Below are 15,072 nucleotides of genomic sequence, written 5' to 3'. Positions count from 1 at the left end.
ACCCGTGCCTCAGGACGACTACGACTACGACGTCCTCATAGTGGGTTCAGGCTTCGGCGGTTCGGTCTCCGCCCTCCGCCTGACCGAGAAGGGCTACCGCGTCGGCGTCCTCGAAGCCGGCCGCCGCTTCACCCGCGAGTCGCTGCCCAAGAACTCCTGGGACCTCAAGAACTACCTCTGGGCGCCGAAGCTCGGCATGTTCGGCATCCAGCGCATCCATCTGCTCGGCAATGTCATGGTCCTGGCAGGCGCCGGGGTCGGCGGCGGCTCCCTCAACTACGCCAACACCCTCTACGTGCCGCCGAAGCCCTTCTTCGACGACCCCCAGTGGCGGGACATCACCGACTGGCACGAGGAACTGACGCCCTATTACGACCAGGCCCGCCGCATGCTCGGCGTCCGCCTCAACCCGACGATGACCCCCTCCGACGTGCACCTGAAGGCCGCCGCCGAACGGATGGGCGTCGGCGACACCTTCCACATGGCGCCCGTCGGTGTCTTCTTCGGCGACGGCGAGGACGCCGACGGGACGGCGAAGGCCAAGCCGGGCGAGCAGGTGCCCGACCCCTACTTCGGCGGCGCGGGCCCGGACCGCAAGGCCTGCAACGAGTGCGGCGAGTGCATGACCGGCTGCCGGCACGGCGCGAAGAACACCCTCAACGAGAACTACCTGTACCTCGCCGAGAAGGCGGGCGCGGTCGTCCACCCGATGACCACGGTCGTGTCGGTCACCGAGGACTCACGCGGCGGCTTCGCCGTCGCCACGCTCCCCACCGACCGGAAGAAGAAAGGCGCCGGCCACACCTTCACGGCCCGCCGCGTCGTCCTCGCCGCCGGAACCTACGGCACCCAGACGCTGCTGCACCGCATGAAGGCGAACCGCCAGCTGCCCTACCTCTCCGACAAGCTCGGCGAGCTGACCCGCACCAACTCCGAGGCCCTGGTCGGCGCCCAGACCGACGACCGGCGCTACCGCAGGGCCACCGGCGAGCCCCGGGCCGACTTCACGCGCGGCGTCGCCATCACGTCGTCCATCCACCCGGACGCCAACACCCACATCGAGCCCGTCCGTTACGGCAAGGGCTCCAACTCGATGGGCAGCCTGTCCATCCTCCAGGTCCCGTACGCCGGTGCCACCGCCTCGGGCGCCTCGCGCGTCCTGGGCTTCCTGGGCCATGCGGCGAGGCACCCGAGCCGCGTCCTGCGGTCCCTGTCCAACCGCAAGTGGTCGGAGCGGACCATCATCGGCCTGGTGATGCAGTCGCTGGACAACTCCCTGACGACGTACCTGAAACCGGCGGGCGTCGGCAAGGGCCTGCTCACCGCCCGCGAGGGCCACGGCTCGCCCAACCCCAAGCAGATCAAGGCCGCGACGGACGGCGCCTCGGCCCTCGCGGCGGAGATCAACGGCTTCGCCGGTTCCAACGTCGGCGAGCTGATGGGCACGCCGCTCACCGCCCACTTCCTCGGCGGCTGCCCGATCGGCGCCTCCCGCGAGACCGGCGTCATCGACCCCTACCACCGGCTGTACGGCCACCCCGGCATCTCCGTCGTCGACGGCGCCGCGGTCTCCGCCAACCTGGGCGTCAACCCGTCCCTGACCATCACGGCACAGGCCGAGCGGGCGATGTCGTACTGGCCCAACAAGGGCGAGGAGGACCCGCGCCCGGCGCAGGGCGCGCCCTACCAACGCCTGGCCCCCGTCGAGCCCAAGTCCCCGGCGGTGCCGGCGGAGGCCTTCGGCGCGCTGCGGCTGCCGTTCCTCGGGATGCCGGCGGTGCCGCCGAAGAAGTAGCGGCCGCGTACCGCACAACGAGAAGGACCTGCGCCCCCCTCCGAGCGCAGGTCCTTCTTGTCTTGCGTCAAGCCGTGTGGTTCAGCGCTTACGCCTCGGCACCGGCCTTGCGGCGCCGGACGACGAACACCGCACCGCCACCGGCGAGGACGGCGAGCCCGCCGGCCAGACCGATCATCGGCAGCGCGGAGCTGGAACCGGTCTCGGCGAGGCTGCCGGTGACCTCCGGCGTGGTGGCGGCAGGCTTCTGGTCGGTGACGGGAGCCTTGCCGCCTTCCTGCGGCTTGGTGCCGTCCGTGTCCGTGCCGGCGGCGACGATCTGGAACTTGTAGGCGGCCTCGCCGGCGCCCAGGCACTGGCCGTCGGCGTCGCTGTAGAGGGTCGCGCCCAGGGTGAAGCCGGCACCGACCGGGGCACTGGCCTTCACGTTGATGCGCAGCGGGACGTCGACCTCGTAGTCGGGCTTCAGCTCGTCGGTGTAACCCGCCCAGCCGAAGGCGTAGCCGTACTCGTCCAGGTCGTCCCAGGCGTTGGTGTCGGGGTTCCAGGCCTGCAGGCTGACCTGCTTGCTCTCGAAGAGGTCGTAGCCGTCCTCGTCGGGGGACGCGCCGGTCAGGTAAGCCAGGTCCTGGAGGGTGGAGTCCGAGTTGTTGACCACGTTGAGCGAGAACTTGTGCCAGCCGCTGCCCGCCGCGATCTTGCCGGGCAGGCCCGAGAAGCTGACGTCGACCTTGGCGTCCGTGCACTCGGACGGCTCGGGCTCAGGGCTCTCCGACTCCTCGGGAGCGGAGGTGCTCGGCGCCGGAGACGTGGGAGTGGAGGTGCTGGTCGCCGACGCGCTGGGGGAGGCGGGGGCGGTTTCGGTCGCCGTGGTGCTCGGCTCGGCGGTGGTGGAGCCGCTCGGCGCGGGCGTGGTCTCGGTCTCGGACGCCGAGGCGCTCGGGGCCGTCGTCTCGGTCTGCTCGCCCGCGGGCGCGCTGGCGGAGGCGGACGGGTCCGGCGACTCGCCGGTCGCGTAGGCGGCCGGGGCCGCGAGCAGCGCCAAGGGGGCTATCACTGCCGTAGCAGCAGCGGCTGCCATGGCGCGACGAAGCTTCATGAAGACCTCAGAGAGTCCGGCGTACCGCGTGGTGCGGTACGGGGGCGAGTCATGGGAGGCCTCCGCGTGTGAGGCGCGGGTCGGCCCTTGGTTCATCTGTTCGGCGTGTTTGATCAGTGAGGGCTGTGAATGGTTGTCCCCGGACTCACAGAATTTTTATGTGTCCTGCGCCACACGTGCGAAAAGGGCCTCGCGGGCTGGAGCCGCGAGGCCCTCTCTCGGCCGGCACCGGCGCCGGTGCCTCGGAGCGGCGCCGGGGGAGGGGGCGCCGCTGGGCCGGTGAGTATGCGGATGCAGGAGGGGAGGCCCTGGGCGGGGCGGTTCCCGCCGGCCGGCCCCGGGCGTCCCCGGAGCCGGCCGTTCTCTTGGGTGACCGGGCTGCTGTCCCCTGCCGTCCGGTCACTTCCTGGAGCGAGGTCCCACGACGTACGGCACGATCCGTTCGTCTCATCGCCCCAGCGAGCCACGCGTGGTTCTTTCGGGCCCGCCCCTGGCTGGCACGGACACCGGGACCAACGAAGCGCCCCGCGCGACGGTCACGCGCCGTACGGGTGAGAGCGTGCCCGAACTCAGATGCGACCCCGGCACAGCTCCAGCAGCGTCATCGCCAGCGCCGTGCCCGGCTTGCCCAGCGCGTCCCTGTAGTGGCCGAGGACGTCCATCTCGCGGGAGAGGTTCACGCGCCGGCCGCCGGAGGTGATCCGCGCCTCCTGGATGACGGCGGAGACGGCCATCCGTTCCTGGATCAGCCCGATGATCCGGTCGTCGAGCGCGTCGATGCGCTCACGGGCGCCGGTGATCACGTCGGCGGCCTCGGTCGTGCGGGCGCCGGTCTTGTCTGCGGTGGTGACGGTCATCTCGGGGGCTCCTCGCCGGAGAGTCGGTGGCGGTGCCCCGAGTCGGCACGACCCGGAAACGGCAGGCGCCCCGGGCCTTGTCGGCCCGGGGCGCCTGGGAAGTCGCTTGTCAGTTGCTCAAGCAGCACGACCATGGCAGCCGGTGGGCCGGTTGCCATAGGTAAAGACGAAGGTCTGGTGCGTGAGCATGGGCCCAGTATGCCCCGGGGGCGGACCGTGTCCAAGCGGGTCTGCATGGTGAGACGTGGGGGCGGGTGCGGGCGGGGCACCGCGGCGGGACGTTCCACCTGCCCACCTCGGTAGAATCGGGAGCACAAGACCCCCGCCCGACCGCCGGAAGGCACCCCGTGTCATCAGCGACTCCCGCTGCCGCCGCCCCCGACACCGTCCTGGTCGTCGACTTCGGTGCGCAGTACGCCCAGCTCATCGCCCGTCGTGTCCGCGAGGCGCGGGTCTACAGCGAGATCGTGCCGAGCTCCATGCCGGTCGAGGAGATGCTCGCCAAGAACCCGGCGGCCATCATCCTCTCCGGCGGACCCTCGTCGGTGTACGAGCCGGGCGCCCCGACCGTCGACCGTTCCCTGTTCGAGGCGGGCGTCCCCGTCTTCGGCATGTGCTACGGCTTCCAGCTGATGGCGCAGGCCCTCGGCGGCACCGTCGATAACTCCGGTGCCCGCGAGTACGGGCGAACGGAGCTGACGGTCTCCAAGCCGTCCTCCACCCTCTTCGAGGGCACCCCGGCCGAGCAGTCCGTGTGGATGTCGCACGGCGACGCCTGTTCCGCCGCTCCCGAGGGCTTCACCGTCACCGGCTCCACGCACGTCGTCCCGGTCGCCGCGTTCGAGAACGACGTCAAGAAGCTCTACGGCGTCCAGTACCACCCCGAGGTCATGCACTCCACGCACGGGCAGCAGGTGCTGGAGCACTTCCTGTACCGGGGCGCGGGCCTGACCCCCGACTGGACCACGGGCAACGTGATCGAGGAGCAGGTCGCGGCCATCCGCGAGCAGGTCGGCGACAAGCGCGCCATCTGCGGCCTGTCCGGCGGCGTGGACTCCGCCGTCGCCGCCGCCCTCGTCCAGAAGGCCATCGGCTCCCAGCTGACCTGCGTCTACGTCGACCACGGCCTGATGCGCAAGGGCGAGACCGAGCAGGTCGAGAAGGACTTCGTCGCCGCGACCGGCGTGCAGCTCAAGGTCGTGGACGCTCAGGAGCGCTTCCTGAACGCGCTCGCCGGGGTCACCGACCCCGAGGAGAAGCGGAAGATCATCGGCCGCGAGTTCATCCGCGTCTTCGAGCAGGCCCAGGCCGAGATCATCGCCGACGAGGGCCCGGCCGTGGAGTTCCTGGTCCAGGGCACCCTCTACCCGGACGTGGTCGAGTCCGGCGGCGGCACCGGCGCCGCCAACATCAAGTCCCACCACAACGTGGGCGGCCTCCCCGAGGACCTCGAGTTCCAGCTCATCGAGCCGCTGCGCAAGCTGTTCAAGGACGAGGTCCGCATGGTCGGCCAGGAGCTGGGCCTGCCCGAGGAGATCGTGCAGCGCCAGCCGTTCCCCGGTCCGGGTCTCGGCATCCGCATCGTCGGCGAGGTCACCAAGGAGCGGCTCGACCTGCTCCGCGAGGCCGACGCCATCGCCCGCGAGGAGCTGACCGCGGCCGGCCTCGACCGCGACATCTGGCAGTGCCCCGTGGTGCTGCTCGCCGATGTCCGCTCGGTCGGCGTCCAGGGCGACGGCCGCACCTACGGCCACCCGATCGTGCTGCGGCCGGTCTCCTCCGAGGACGCGATGACGGCCGACTGGTCGCGCCTGCCCTACGACGTCCTCGGCAAGATCTCCACCCGCATCACCAACGAGGTCAAGGACGTCAACCGCGTCGTCCTCGACGTCACCTCGAAGCCGCCGGGCACCATCGAGTGGGAGTAGTCTCGGGCGGTCACGTCCGCTTGAGAGTGCGCACCGGCTCTCCGGGCTTCCAGACCTGTGTGACGAGATACGTGTCGTCCTCGACGTAGGTCCGTACGACCTCCGTCAGCTCGGTGCGGAAGAGGTGGAACGGCTCCGGCGGTTCCACCTCTTTCACGTATCCGCCCTTGGTCTCCGGGTCGTCGACCTCGACGGCCCGTCCGCAGATCCGCACGTCGCCGCCGTCCATGCCGGTGCCCTCCCCGGGGTTCGCCTGGAGCGCGAAGCGCGGGTCGCGGCGCAGGTCGAGCGCCTTGAGCGAGCCGGGCATCATGCCGAGCCACAGCTCGCCGCCGAGGAAACGCACCTCCAGGCCCGTGGTGCGGGGCGAGCCGTCCCGGCGCAGGGTCGCGAGCGTGTGATGCCGGTACGCGCCGAAGCGGGCCTCGGCCGGCGCGGCGAGTCCGGGTTCGGCGGACGTGAAGAAGGCCCAGTCGGGGCCCTTGGTGCTCGGTGTCATACGGGGAGTGTGACGCCGATACCCGACATCTCCTGTCGTCTTCCCTCCGGCCTCACCCGCGTGAGCCGGCCGGCCGGGCAGACGGTCAGCCGGTCCTGTCGTCGCCGGGCCCGAAACCCCGGAGCACGGCCGCCTTCGTCAGCGCGAACTCGTCGTCCGTGAGGACGCCACCGCGGTGCAGCTCACCCAGCTCGCGCAGCCGGCGCAGCAGTACGTCGTGATGCCCGGCCGGGGGCCCCACGGCGGCCTCCGAGCGGGGCCGGACCACCGCCGCCGGGGCGGCCGCTCCGTCCTCTCCGGGGGTGGCGGCGCGGGTCGACGGGTGCGGGAGGCGGGCCGTGACCGCGGTGGCGATCAGCGCGGTGAGCAGGTCGCGGCGGGTGTTGCCCCACAGGTCCAGGGCGTAGGGGTCCTTCTCCGGCGGCAGCTTGGAGAACGCCGTCTCCCGGGTCACGAACCGCAGGAAGCCGTCCTCGTACCCGGAGTTGGGCAGCCACTCGACCCGCACCAGGTCGTCGACGGCGATGATCCGCGGGCCGGTGGCGCGCTTGACGCGGTCCGAGATGTCGGCCCAGTCGATGCGCACCTGGCGGCCGTCGAAGGAGACGGTGCCGTCCGAGGAGCGGACCGAGACCGGCACCGGCGGCCCGGGCAACAGGTAGGCCCGGACGGGCTCCTTGGGGATCTGGTCGAGCAGCAGCGCGCGGCGGACCTCCTCGGCGACGTACTCGGCCACCCCGTAGCGGTCGGCGTCCACCGCCAGCCGGTACGGGTCCGCAGCGTCGGGCAGCCGCCCGCCGGTCGCCTGGAGCAGGGGGTCGGCGCCCTCGCGCAGCCGCAGTCGCAGGCGTCCGCGTCTGCGCTCGGGTTCGAGGACGATGCCCGAGACCGCCTCCAGCGGTACGGAGATCTCCCCGTACGTCTGCCGGAACAGCGGCACCGAGCGGTGGAGGCCCGGCGTGATCCGGACCGTGCTGCCGTCGAACGCCCAGGTCCCGTCGCGCTGGATGATCTCGGCCATGGGGGAATTCTCCCAGCCGGGTCAACACGGCGGCCCGCGCGTCACCCGCGCCGAGCAGAGGGGGACCGGGGGCGCCGGGCGCGCGGGGCGTGGTGTACGGCACAATTCGCTGTCGTCCCAAGGGATTTACGGGTGTCGGCACCTGTGTGTGCCGCGGGTGTTTCGGCAGGCTTCGGGAAGGCGGGCGTCGGGCGTGGCGGTACAGGAGGCGAGACGCGGGAGCGGCTCGGACAAGGGCGCGTACGAGGCGCCGCACGGAGGCGGCTGCACGTGCGGGGACTGTCCGCACGGAGCCCGTGAGGGGCACCGCCGGGCGGTCGCCGCGTTCCTGCTCAAGCGGGACGAGTTCGCCGCCGGGCAGGGTCTGCCGGCCGCGGTGGCCCACTCGGCCTCGGCCTCCCGGCAGTGGGTCTCCGAGGAGCTGACCCAGTCCGCGGACGTCGTCGCCGAACGCGGCCGGGCCGAGGGCGAGGCGTGGCTCGCGGGCCTGGGGCGTCGCACGGCGGTTGCCGTGTGGGCCGCGGTCGTGGTGCTGCTGCTCGCCCAGTCGCTCACCGCGATCGGCGCGGGCTGGTCGGCGGCGCGCACCGCCGGGCTGGCGGCGGCCGTGGTCGTGGCCGGCGCGCTGACGGCGGCGTCCTGGTTCCACCGGGCACGGGGCGGGGCGCTGGCCCCGGTCATCGGTGAGGACAACCGCCTCTCCACGTCCCGGGCCGTGGCCGCGGTCTGGGTGCTCTTCGTCGCCTACGCGGTGCTCGTCCTGGCCGGTCAGCTCGCGGTGGCCGCCGGGCACGCGCGGCGGGACGCGCTGATCTCCGGACTCGAACTCGCCCGCGGCGCCGGAGTGGTGACCGTGCTCGCGGTGGTGTGCGGCATCGCGGTGCTGGTGCGCCGGGTGGTCGGGCTGCGCGTGCTGGGGCAACGGCTACAGAAGGTGCGCGCCGACCGGCCGCGCGCGGCCGACCTGCTGACGGACGACGCGGGCCGCGGGACGTTCGCCGACATCCAGTACGTCGTGATCAGCGCGGTCGCCCTGGTGTTCGCGGCGGTACGGCTGGCCCGGCGGCCGGAGCAGCTGCCCGACCTGCCGTGGGGGCTAGCCGTGGTGGTGCTGGTGTCGGCGGCGACCTACGTGGCCGGCAAGTACGCGGAGGGCGGCCGGCCGGTCATCCTGTCCGTGGTCCGGGCGCGCGAGGCCGGTGACCTGGACGCCCCGATCCGCACCGGCGACGACATCGAGATCCGCGGCGCCGGCTTTGTGCCGCCGGGCGCCCAGCGCGCGGACCGCCTGTCGCGCATGGTCGTCCGCATCGGCGCCGTCAACGTCCACGTGCCCCTGGTCCCCGTGGCGGGAGGCTTCAGCAACCCGACGGACGCCCTGCTGACCGTGCCGGTACCGGCGGACGTGGAACCGGGCCGGGTGGAGGTCCAGGTCGTCACGGGCGCGGGCGTGGAGACGAACCGGTACGCGATCGACGTGACGGACTGACGGGCCGACCGCCGCCCCGCCCGGGGCCCGGTGTACGGCCACCTGTCGGAACCGACAGGAAGAAATCGGGCGTCAAGGATTGAGCGCGGCCCGTACGTCGTACGTATGGTCTGTCGAGGGGTTCGGCACGCATGGGCGAAAGGCGGCTGGCAGTGATGACTCACGGCATGCGGACGGACCCGCACACGTCCGGTCTCCAGGGTGGCCAGGACTGGCGTGACAACGCCACTCGATACGCCCTGCTGCCCCTGCGGATCTTCCTGGGCATCACCTTCGTCTACGCGGGCCTGGACAAGCTCACCGACAGTGCCTTCCTGAAGGACTCGGGAGCCGGGTCCATCGGCGACATGATGCGCGCCGTCCGCGACTCCTCGGCCATCCCCGCCCTGGTCGACCTGGCCCTGAAGAACCCGCCCGGCTTCGGCTGCGCCATCGCCCTGGGCGAGCTGGCCGTCGGCATCGGCACGCTGCTCGGGCTGCTGGCCCGCCTGGCGGCGCTCGGCGGCGCGCTGATCTCGCTCAGCCTGTGGCTGACCGTCAGCTGGGCCTCCGACCCGTACTACTACGGCAACGACCTCGCCTACCTCATGGCCTGGCTCCCCCTCGTCCTCGCGGGTGCCCCGCTGCTCTCGCTGGACGCGGCACTGCGCAGCAGGCGCCGCCGACGGACCGGCGGGTACCGGTAGGCGCCGCCAGCCCCTGAGGTCCGCCCGGGGCCCGTCCGCGTCCGCGTTCGTGCGCTGCGCCCGTCAGCGCCGGCGTACCGCCCGGGTCAGCACCCCGACCGCGCCGGCCAGGCAGAGGCCGCCGGTGACGACCGGGATGATCACGAACCACGGTGTGTCCCAGAGACCTCCCGCGTCACCGGCGTAGATCACGCCCGCCAGGGTCAGGAAGGCGCCGGCGACCAGGCGACCGGGCTGGAAGTCATGACGCAGCACGGGACACCTCCGCCTGTCCGAGGCCGACCTGAAGGTCGAGGTCGAGCGTGCCGGTGCCCTTGACGCCCTTGGCCGGGGGCAGCGTGACCTCCTTGTGCTTGCCGGGCGCCACGTCCACGTCCTTCGCGTCCTCGCCGGGGAGCTGGATGTCGCCCACGCCCACCTCGGCGCTCAGCCGCACGGTCACGTCCCGCGGCACGATCACCCGTATTCGCCCCACGCCCACATCGGCCCGGGCGGTCACCGTCTGTCCCTTCGCCAGGTCCAGGCGGGACAGGTCGAGGGTGCCGGTGCCGGTGCCCACGTCGTACTGCTCGTGGACGTCGGCGACGGTCGTGGGCGTCCAGGTGCTCCGCGTCCAGTCGGTTCCGGCGTCCTTCGGCAGGGCGGCCGACCCGGCGAGCAGGCCCGCCGTGATGATCGCCAGGAAGACCGAACCGGCTCCCGTACGGCCGAGGAACGCACTGACGGCGATCCCCACGCCGAAGACCGCCAGCGCACAGGCGAGCCCTGTCTGCAGGCTGGTGCCGAGCGGATGCTCGTCCCAGGTCAGGCGGGTGCCGAGGAAGCCCGCGAGCAGGGCGAGCAGGAAGATCCAGCCGCCGATGCCGTGGGCGCCGCGGGGCTGCGGGCGCCGGGAGGACGGGTCGGCCGGGGTGTCCCGGTCGCGGTACGCGCCGCGCCCGATGTTGACGGCCGCAGCGATGTCCCGGTCGCGGGAGTCCCGGGGGCCCCACAGGTATCCCGTGCCGCCGACGTGGGTGCCGTCCTTGACTATGGGATCGCGCCACCAGGACGGGTAGGTGACGGCGACCGGCGGTGCCTTGGCCTCGGGCGGGGCGTCGGCGACGGCCTGGGCGGCGAGCGGGTCGGGGCCCGGAGCGCCGCGGTGCCGCGACCAGTAGCCCGCCCCCGCGAGGAGGAGGGAAAGTATCACGGCGAAGGAGAGCACCCCGCCGTTGTTCAGCATGGTCAGGAACACTCCGCAGCCGACCAGCGCGAACAGCACGGCCGCCAGGGCCTGGCCGTCGACCCGGCCGGTCAGCAGCTTGCGCACCTCGTTCTCGTCCTCGTCGTCGTACGGGACGAAGAGCCAGGCGAAGCCGTAGAAGAGGAGGCCGAGGCCCCCGGTCGCGGCCAGCACCACGAGCGTGATGCGGAAGATCACCGGATCCATGTCGCACTGCCGCCCGAGCCCGGCGCACACCCCGGCGAGCGTCTTGTGCCGCCGGTCGCGGCGGAACCTGCGGGGAGGCTCCGAAGCGTCCGTGCCCACCGTGCCGGCGCCCGCGGACCCCCTGGCATCCCCGGCATCCGCGGCGTCCCGCGTGCCCGCGCCGCGCGGCGGGCGCGGTCCGGAGCCGGGTCCCGGGCCCGTCGCGGGGTGCTCGTGATCTGTCATGGCTCCATGGTGACGGGCGCGACGCCGTGGCGGCAGCCGGTACGACCCTGGTCGGACCCTGATATCGGCCCCGACACGGCGCCCGGGGAGCGTTCGAAGGGGCCGCGGCGCGAAGATCAGGGGAGTCTCCGGGGCCGACCCTGATGCTCCCCCTCGGCCGGCCGTGTGACCATCGGTGGCATGCCGGACGCCGCAGCACCACCCCTTCTCGAACCGCGGCCGCCGCGCAAGCTCTACCGCAGCAGCGACGGACGCTGGCTCGGTGGCGTGGCGCGGGGGCTCGCCGGGCACCTCGGGCTGCCCGTCATCTGGGTACGGCTGGTCTTCGTCGGCCTGTTCATGGCCGACGGCCTCGGTGCGCTGCTCTACGCGGCCTTCTGGTTCTTCGTACCGCTCGGTGTCGGCGGCGTCGACGCGCAGAAGCCGCCGTCCCTGGTCACGGCCGAGACCTCGCCGGACGGCCGCCGCAGACTCGTCGCCCGCAAGCCGGACAAGGGGCAGATCGTCGCCCTGCTCCTCATGGTCGTCGTGGCCATGGTCTTCGTGGGCAACGTGAATCTCGGCAACGGCGCCAAGGCCTACCTGTGGCCGGTCGTGCTCGTCGGCGCGGGCGTCGCCCTCGTCTGGCGCCAGGCGGACAACGCCCGCCGGGCCCGCTGGGCCGAGGTCGGCCGCGACCGGCGCACCGTCACGCTGCTGCGCTCGGTCGGCGGTGTCCTGCTGGTGACGGCCGGCGTCTCCGGCATCTTCGTCCTGCAGGGGTCGGCCGCCCACCTGGGCTCCGTACTGCAGGCCGCGCTCGCCGTCCTCGTCGGCATCACGCTCCTCGCCGGCCCCTACCTGGTGCGCATGACGCAGGACCTCTCCGAGGAGCGGCTGATGCGCATCCGCGCCCAGGAGCGCGCGGAGGTCGCCGCTCATGTGCACGACTCGGTGCTGCACACCCTCACCCTGATCCAGCGCAACGCGGAGAACGCGGGCGAGGTGCGCCGCCTGGCCCGCGCCCAGGAACGCGACCTGCGCGCCTGGCTCTACAAGCCCGAGGGCAACGGCAAGGACGAGGACGACGAGCCCACCACCCTCGCCGAGGCGGTCAGGCGCAATGCCGCGGAGGTCGAGGACAAGCACGGTGTGCCCATAGAGGTCGTCGTCGTCGGCGACTGCCCGCTCGACGAGAGGATCGGCGCACAGATGCAGGCCGCACGCGAGGCTATGGTGAACGCCGCCAAGTACGGTGGCGAGGGCGGCGCGGTTCAGGTCTACGCCGAGGTCGAGGGCAGGACGGTCTTCGTGTCCGTGCGGGACCGCGGCCCCGGCTTCGACCTCGACTCGATACCCGCCGACCGCATGGGCGTCAGGGAATCGATCATCGGCCGCATGGAGCGCAACGGGGGCACGGCGCGGCTGCGCGCGGTGCCGGACGGCGGCACGGAGGTCGAGCTGGAGATGGAGAGGGCGGAGAAGACGTCATGAGCGACGCGACCGAGGGCAACGCAGGGGCGGGACCGGCGGACGGAGGTGCGGGGGAGCGCCGGGTGCGCGTGGTCCTCGTCGACGACCACCGCATGTTCCGCACCGGCGTCCAGGCCGAGATCGGCCAGACCGCGCAGACCGGCGTCGAGGTCGTCGGAGAGGCCGCCGACGTGGACCAGGCCGTCACCGTCATCACCGCGACCCGGCCCGAGGTGGTCCTTCTCGACGTCCACCTCCCGGGCGGCGGCGGTGTCGAGGTCCTGCGCCGCTGCGCCCCCTTGATGGCGGACGCCGAGCGGCCCGTCCGCTTCCTCGCCCTGTCCGTCTCGGACGCGGCGGAGGACGTGATCGGCGTGATCCGCGGCGGCGCGCGCGGCTACGTCACCAAGACGATCACCGGCTCCGACCTGATCGACTCCGTCTTCCGCGTCCAGGAGGGCGACGCGGTCTTCTCCCCGCGCCTGGCCGGCTTCGTCCTGGACGCCTTCGCCTCCACCGACGCCCCGCCGGTCGACGAGGACCTCGACCGCCTCACCCAGCGGGAGCGCGAGGTCCTGCGCCTGATCGCCCGCGGCTACGCGTACAAGGAGATCGCCAAGCAGCTGTACATCTCCGTCAAGACGGTCGAGTCCCACGTCTCCGCCGTGCTCCGCAAGCTCCAGCTCTCCAACCGCCACGAGCTGACCCGCTGGGCGACGGCCCGCCGGCTGGTGTGACGGCCGGCGGGCGTCCTCGTGGGCGGTCCGGCTATCCGGCGTAGGTCTCGAACTCGGCGACCTTCGGGGTGCCCGACGCGCTGGTGATCGTGAAGGTGACCTTCTTCAGCGAGGTCGCGGGGAAGGTGATGACCCCCGCGCCGCTGCCCGAGGTCAGGGTGGCGCCGGTGTCACCGTTGACGACCTTCCAGGAGCCGATGGCGCCCGAGCTGCCCGCCGCCTCCTTGATGGCGACCTTCGACACGCTGGTCGCGGAGCCCCACTTGACGGAGATCGAGCCCGTCGAGCCGGCCGGTGACCAGTAGGTGCTCAGGTCGCCGTCGCGCACGTTGCCGTAGCTCGTGCCGCTGGCCTTGGAGGAGCCGTCGGCGCCGGCCCCGAGGCTGAGGTTGGTGCCGCTGGGCTGGCTCGGGCCGGGGGTGGGGTCGGTCGGGTCCGGTCCCGGGTCGGTGGGGCCCGGGGACTGGACGGAGCAGCTGCCGTCCGACACCGCGAGACCCTTGTTCGCGCCCGCCGTCCGGCTCACGATGCCGGGCACGCAGGACGCGTCGTCCAGGCTGTACGCGTACGGGATGGAGACGCTGGTGTTGGACTGCGGGTTCGGGCCGGCCGGGTTGTTGTCCTCGCCGCGCTCGGACCAGGTCACGTTGTCGAAGATGTTGCCGTTGACCTGCCAGGAGCCGGCCGCGTCGGTGTAGAAGGTGCCGAGGACGTCCTTGGAGTCCTCGAAGTAGTTGTTGTCGACCCTGGCCTTCGCCCCGGCCCGGGAGTTGATGCCGGACTCGTTCAGGTGCACGTAGTGGTTGTTGTAGATGTGGGCGATGCCGCCGCGCAGGAGGGGCGCGCGGGAGTCGAGGTTCTCGTACAGGTTGTGGTGGAAGGTGACGTAGCCGTTGGAGACGTCGCTCTCGCTGGAGCCGATGAGGCCGCCGCGCCCGGAGTTGCGCAGGACGCTGTAGGACAGCGTCACGTACTGGGTGTTGTCCTTCATGTCGAAGAGGCCGTCGTAGCCCTCCGCCTCCCCGCCGGACGCCTCCAGGGTGGCGTGGTCGACCCACACGTTGCGGACGTCGCTCTCCATGCCGATGGCGTCACCGCCGTTGGAGAGGGGCGAGCCGGACTTCTTGACGTTCCGGACGGTCACGTTCTGGATGATGATGTTGCTGGACTCCCGGATGTGGATGCCCAGTTGGTCGAAGACGGCGCCGCTGCCGACGCCGACGATCGTGACGTTGCTGATCTTCTTCAGCTCGATCTTGTCCGCGGCGGTGCTGCAACTGCCGCCCGAGACCTGGCTGGTGTTGCCGTGGTTGATGGTGCCCTCGACCTGGATGACGATCGGGGTGCTGCTGGAGGCCCGGTTGCACAGGGCCTGGTGGATCGCGGTGCCCGTGGTGGCACGGACGGTCTGCCCGCCCGCGCCGCCGGTGGTCCCGCCGTTCTGGGTCGCGTAGCCGGTGGCGCCGCCGGCCGCGGCCGATGCCTCGGGCGCCGACAGGACCGCGGTGGTCGCGGCCGCCAGGGCCAGCGTGCCCACTGCGGCCGAGAGCCGTATGGCGACTGGTCGTCTCATTCTCGCCTCGCCTTTCGTCTTCGCGCGGCGGCGGTCGCCGCTCGCTGTTGTGGTGGTTCGGCGGGGCCTGGAAGTTGCCGCCTGTCGCGCATTAAGCGGTTTCTCCAGGCCCCAGGTGCCTGGTGCCGTGGTGCGGTGACGTGCCCGGGTGGCAGCGGCTCGTATGCGGGCTCAGCTCGGGAGAGGCGTCGACAGGCCCAGAATGTTCTGAGCATGACAAATGAGAAAGCGCTTTCACCGATCGTGAGAGTAGGCCTGGACCTTTGGCGTGGCAAGGGT

Annotated in this window: 13 protein-coding genes; 6 read left to right on the top strand and 7 right to left on the bottom strand. The window is 72.1% G+C overall.

Annotated features, from left to right (window positions below; all coding sequences use genetic code 11):
* Positions 1 to 4: 4 nt before the first annotated feature.
* On the top strand, positions 5 to 1,795 hold the full coding sequence (locus tag ACIRG6_RS12485) for a GMC oxidoreductase (protein ID WP_403322387.1): 1,791 nt from the start codon (positions 5 to 7) through the stop codon (positions 1,793 to 1,795).
* 88 nt (positions 1,796 to 1,883) lie between these two features.
* Here ACIRG6_RS12485 and ACIRG6_RS12480 read toward each other — a convergent pair whose 3' ends face one another.
* Both ACIRG6_RS12480 and ACIRG6_RS12475 read right to left on the bottom strand, forming a co-directional pair.
* Positions 1,884 to 2,852 carry an LAETG motif-containing sortase-dependent surface protein gene (locus ACIRG6_RS12480; protein WP_403322386.1) on the bottom strand — a complete coding sequence of 323 codons (969 nt, stop codon included), beginning with the start codon at positions 2,850 to 2,852 and terminating at the stop codon, positions 1,884 to 1,886.
* 611 nt (positions 2,853 to 3,463) lie between these two features.
* On the bottom strand, positions 3,464 to 3,751 hold the full coding sequence (locus ACIRG6_RS12475) for a chorismate mutase (protein WP_189229089.1): 288 nt from the start codon (positions 3,749 to 3,751) through the stop codon (positions 3,464 to 3,466).
* Between the two features lie 347 nt (positions 3,752 to 4,098).
* On the opposite strand from ACIRG6_RS12475, the gene guaA reads away from it, so the two are divergent.
* Positions 4,099 to 5,679: a glutamine-hydrolyzing GMP synthase gene (gene guaA, locus ACIRG6_RS12470; protein WP_318214089.1), complete on the top strand. Its 1,581-nt coding sequence runs from the start codon at positions 4,099 to 4,101 to the stop codon at positions 5,677 to 5,679.
* A gap of 10 nt (positions 5,680 to 5,689) precedes the next feature.
* Here the strand turns inward: guaA and ACIRG6_RS12465 are convergent, their stop codons facing one another.
* Positions 5,690 to 6,178, bottom strand: coding sequence for a pyridoxamine 5'-phosphate oxidase family protein (locus ACIRG6_RS12465; protein ID WP_365020413.1), 489 nt, complete (start codon positions 6,176 to 6,178; stop codon positions 5,690 to 5,692).
* An 85-nt stretch (positions 6,179 to 6,263) separates the two neighbouring features.
* Positions 6,264 to 7,199, bottom strand: a complete 936-nt coding sequence (locus ACIRG6_RS12460; protein ID WP_403322383.1) for a DUF4429 domain-containing protein — start codon at positions 7,197 to 7,199, stop codon at positions 6,264 to 6,266.
* A 193-nt stretch (positions 7,200 to 7,392) separates the two neighbouring features.
* On the opposite strand from ACIRG6_RS12460, the gene ACIRG6_RS12455 reads away from it, so the two are divergent.
* Together ACIRG6_RS12455 and ACIRG6_RS12450 are read left to right on the top strand one after the other, a co-directional pair.
* On the top strand, positions 7,393 to 8,688 hold the full coding sequence (locus tag ACIRG6_RS12455; protein WP_318214092.1) for a hypothetical protein: 1,296 nt from the start codon (positions 7,393 to 7,395) through the stop codon (positions 8,686 to 8,688).
* A 155-nt stretch (positions 8,689 to 8,843) separates the two neighbouring features.
* Positions 8,844 to 9,374 (top strand): DoxX family membrane protein, encoded by a 531-nt coding sequence (locus ACIRG6_RS12450; protein WP_364676491.1) that lies wholly within the window; start codon positions 8,844 to 8,846, stop codon positions 9,372 to 9,374.
* A 63-nt stretch (positions 9,375 to 9,437) separates the two neighbouring features.
* Here ACIRG6_RS12450 and ACIRG6_RS12445 read toward each other — a convergent pair whose 3' ends face one another.
* Both ACIRG6_RS12445 and ACIRG6_RS12440 read right to left on the bottom strand, forming a co-directional pair.
* Positions 9,438 to 9,629, bottom strand: a complete 192-nt coding sequence (locus ACIRG6_RS12445) for a hypothetical protein (protein ID WP_239765514.1) — start codon at positions 9,627 to 9,629, stop codon at positions 9,438 to 9,440.
* The gene (locus ACIRG6_RS12440) at positions 9,616 to 11,031 is read right to left on the bottom strand and encodes a PspC domain-containing protein (protein ID WP_403322380.1); all 1,416 of its coding nucleotides are present in this window, start codon (positions 11,029 to 11,031) and stop codon (positions 9,616 to 9,618) included. The genes ACIRG6_RS12445 and ACIRG6_RS12440 overlap by 14 nt, the downstream gene beginning before the upstream one ends.
* Positions 11,032 to 11,211: 180 nt before the next feature.
* Here ACIRG6_RS12440 and ACIRG6_RS12435 point away from each other — a divergent pair, with 180 nt between their 5' ends.
* On the top strand, positions 11,212 to 12,504 hold the full coding sequence (locus ACIRG6_RS12435) for a PspC domain-containing protein (RefSeq protein WP_239765516.1): 1,293 nt from the start codon (positions 11,212 to 11,214) through the stop codon (positions 12,502 to 12,504).
* Positions 12,501 to 13,220, top strand: a complete 720-nt coding sequence (locus tag ACIRG6_RS12430) for a LuxR C-terminal-related transcriptional regulator (protein ID WP_225637711.1) — start codon at positions 12,501 to 12,503, stop codon at positions 13,218 to 13,220. Before ACIRG6_RS12435 ends, ACIRG6_RS12430 begins: the two co-directional genes overlap by 4 nt.
* A 31-nt stretch (positions 13,221 to 13,251) precedes the next feature.
* Here ACIRG6_RS12430 and ACIRG6_RS12425 read toward each other — a convergent pair whose 3' ends face one another.
* Positions 13,252 to 14,793, bottom strand: coding sequence for a pectate lyase family protein (locus ACIRG6_RS12425; protein ID WP_403322377.1), 1,542 nt, complete (start codon positions 14,791 to 14,793; stop codon positions 13,252 to 13,254).
* Positions 14,794 to 15,072 lie beyond the last annotated feature (279 nt).

It is taken from the genome of Streptomyces flaveolus, assembly GCF_044765825.1.
GTDB classification, from domain to species: Bacteria; Actinomycetota; Actinomycetes; order Streptomycetales; family Streptomycetaceae; genus Streptomyces; species Streptomyces flaveolus.
The sequence above is the reverse complement of the archived record's forward strand: the minus strand, read 5'-3'. Positions and strand labels throughout refer to the sequence as shown.

Excerpts from the sequence above, each read along its gene's own strand:
- ACIRG6_RS12475 (WP_189229089.1), bottom strand. The coding sequence starts at position 3,751 with ATGACCGTCACCACCGCAGACAAGACCGGCGCCCGCACGACCGAGGCC.
- ACIRG6_RS12465 (WP_365020413.1), bottom strand. The coding sequence starts at position 6,178 with ATGACACCGAGCACCAAGGGCCCCGACTGGGCCTTCTTCACGTCCGCC.
- ACIRG6_RS12460 (WP_403322383.1), bottom strand. The coding sequence starts at position 7,199 with ATGGCCGAGATCATCCAGCGCGACGGGACCTGGGCGTTCGACGGCAGC.
- ACIRG6_RS12450 (WP_364676491.1), top strand. The coding sequence starts at position 8,844 with ATGACTCACGGCATGCGGACGGACCCGCACACGTCCGGTCTCCAGGGT.
- ACIRG6_RS12440 (WP_403322380.1), bottom strand. The coding sequence starts at position 11,031 with ATGACAGATCACGAGCACCCCGCGACGGGCCCGGGACCCGGCTCCGGA.
- ACIRG6_RS12435 (WP_239765516.1), top strand. The coding sequence starts at position 11,212 with ATGCCGGACGCCGCAGCACCACCCCTTCTCGAACCGCGGCCGCCGCGC.
- ACIRG6_RS12430 (WP_225637711.1), top strand. The coding sequence starts at position 12,501 with ATGAGCGACGCGACCGAGGGCAACGCAGGGGCGGGACCGGCGGACGGA.
- ACIRG6_RS12425 (WP_403322377.1), bottom strand. The coding sequence starts at position 14,793 with ATGAGACGACCAGTCGCCATACGGCTCTCGGCCGCAGTGGGCACGCTG.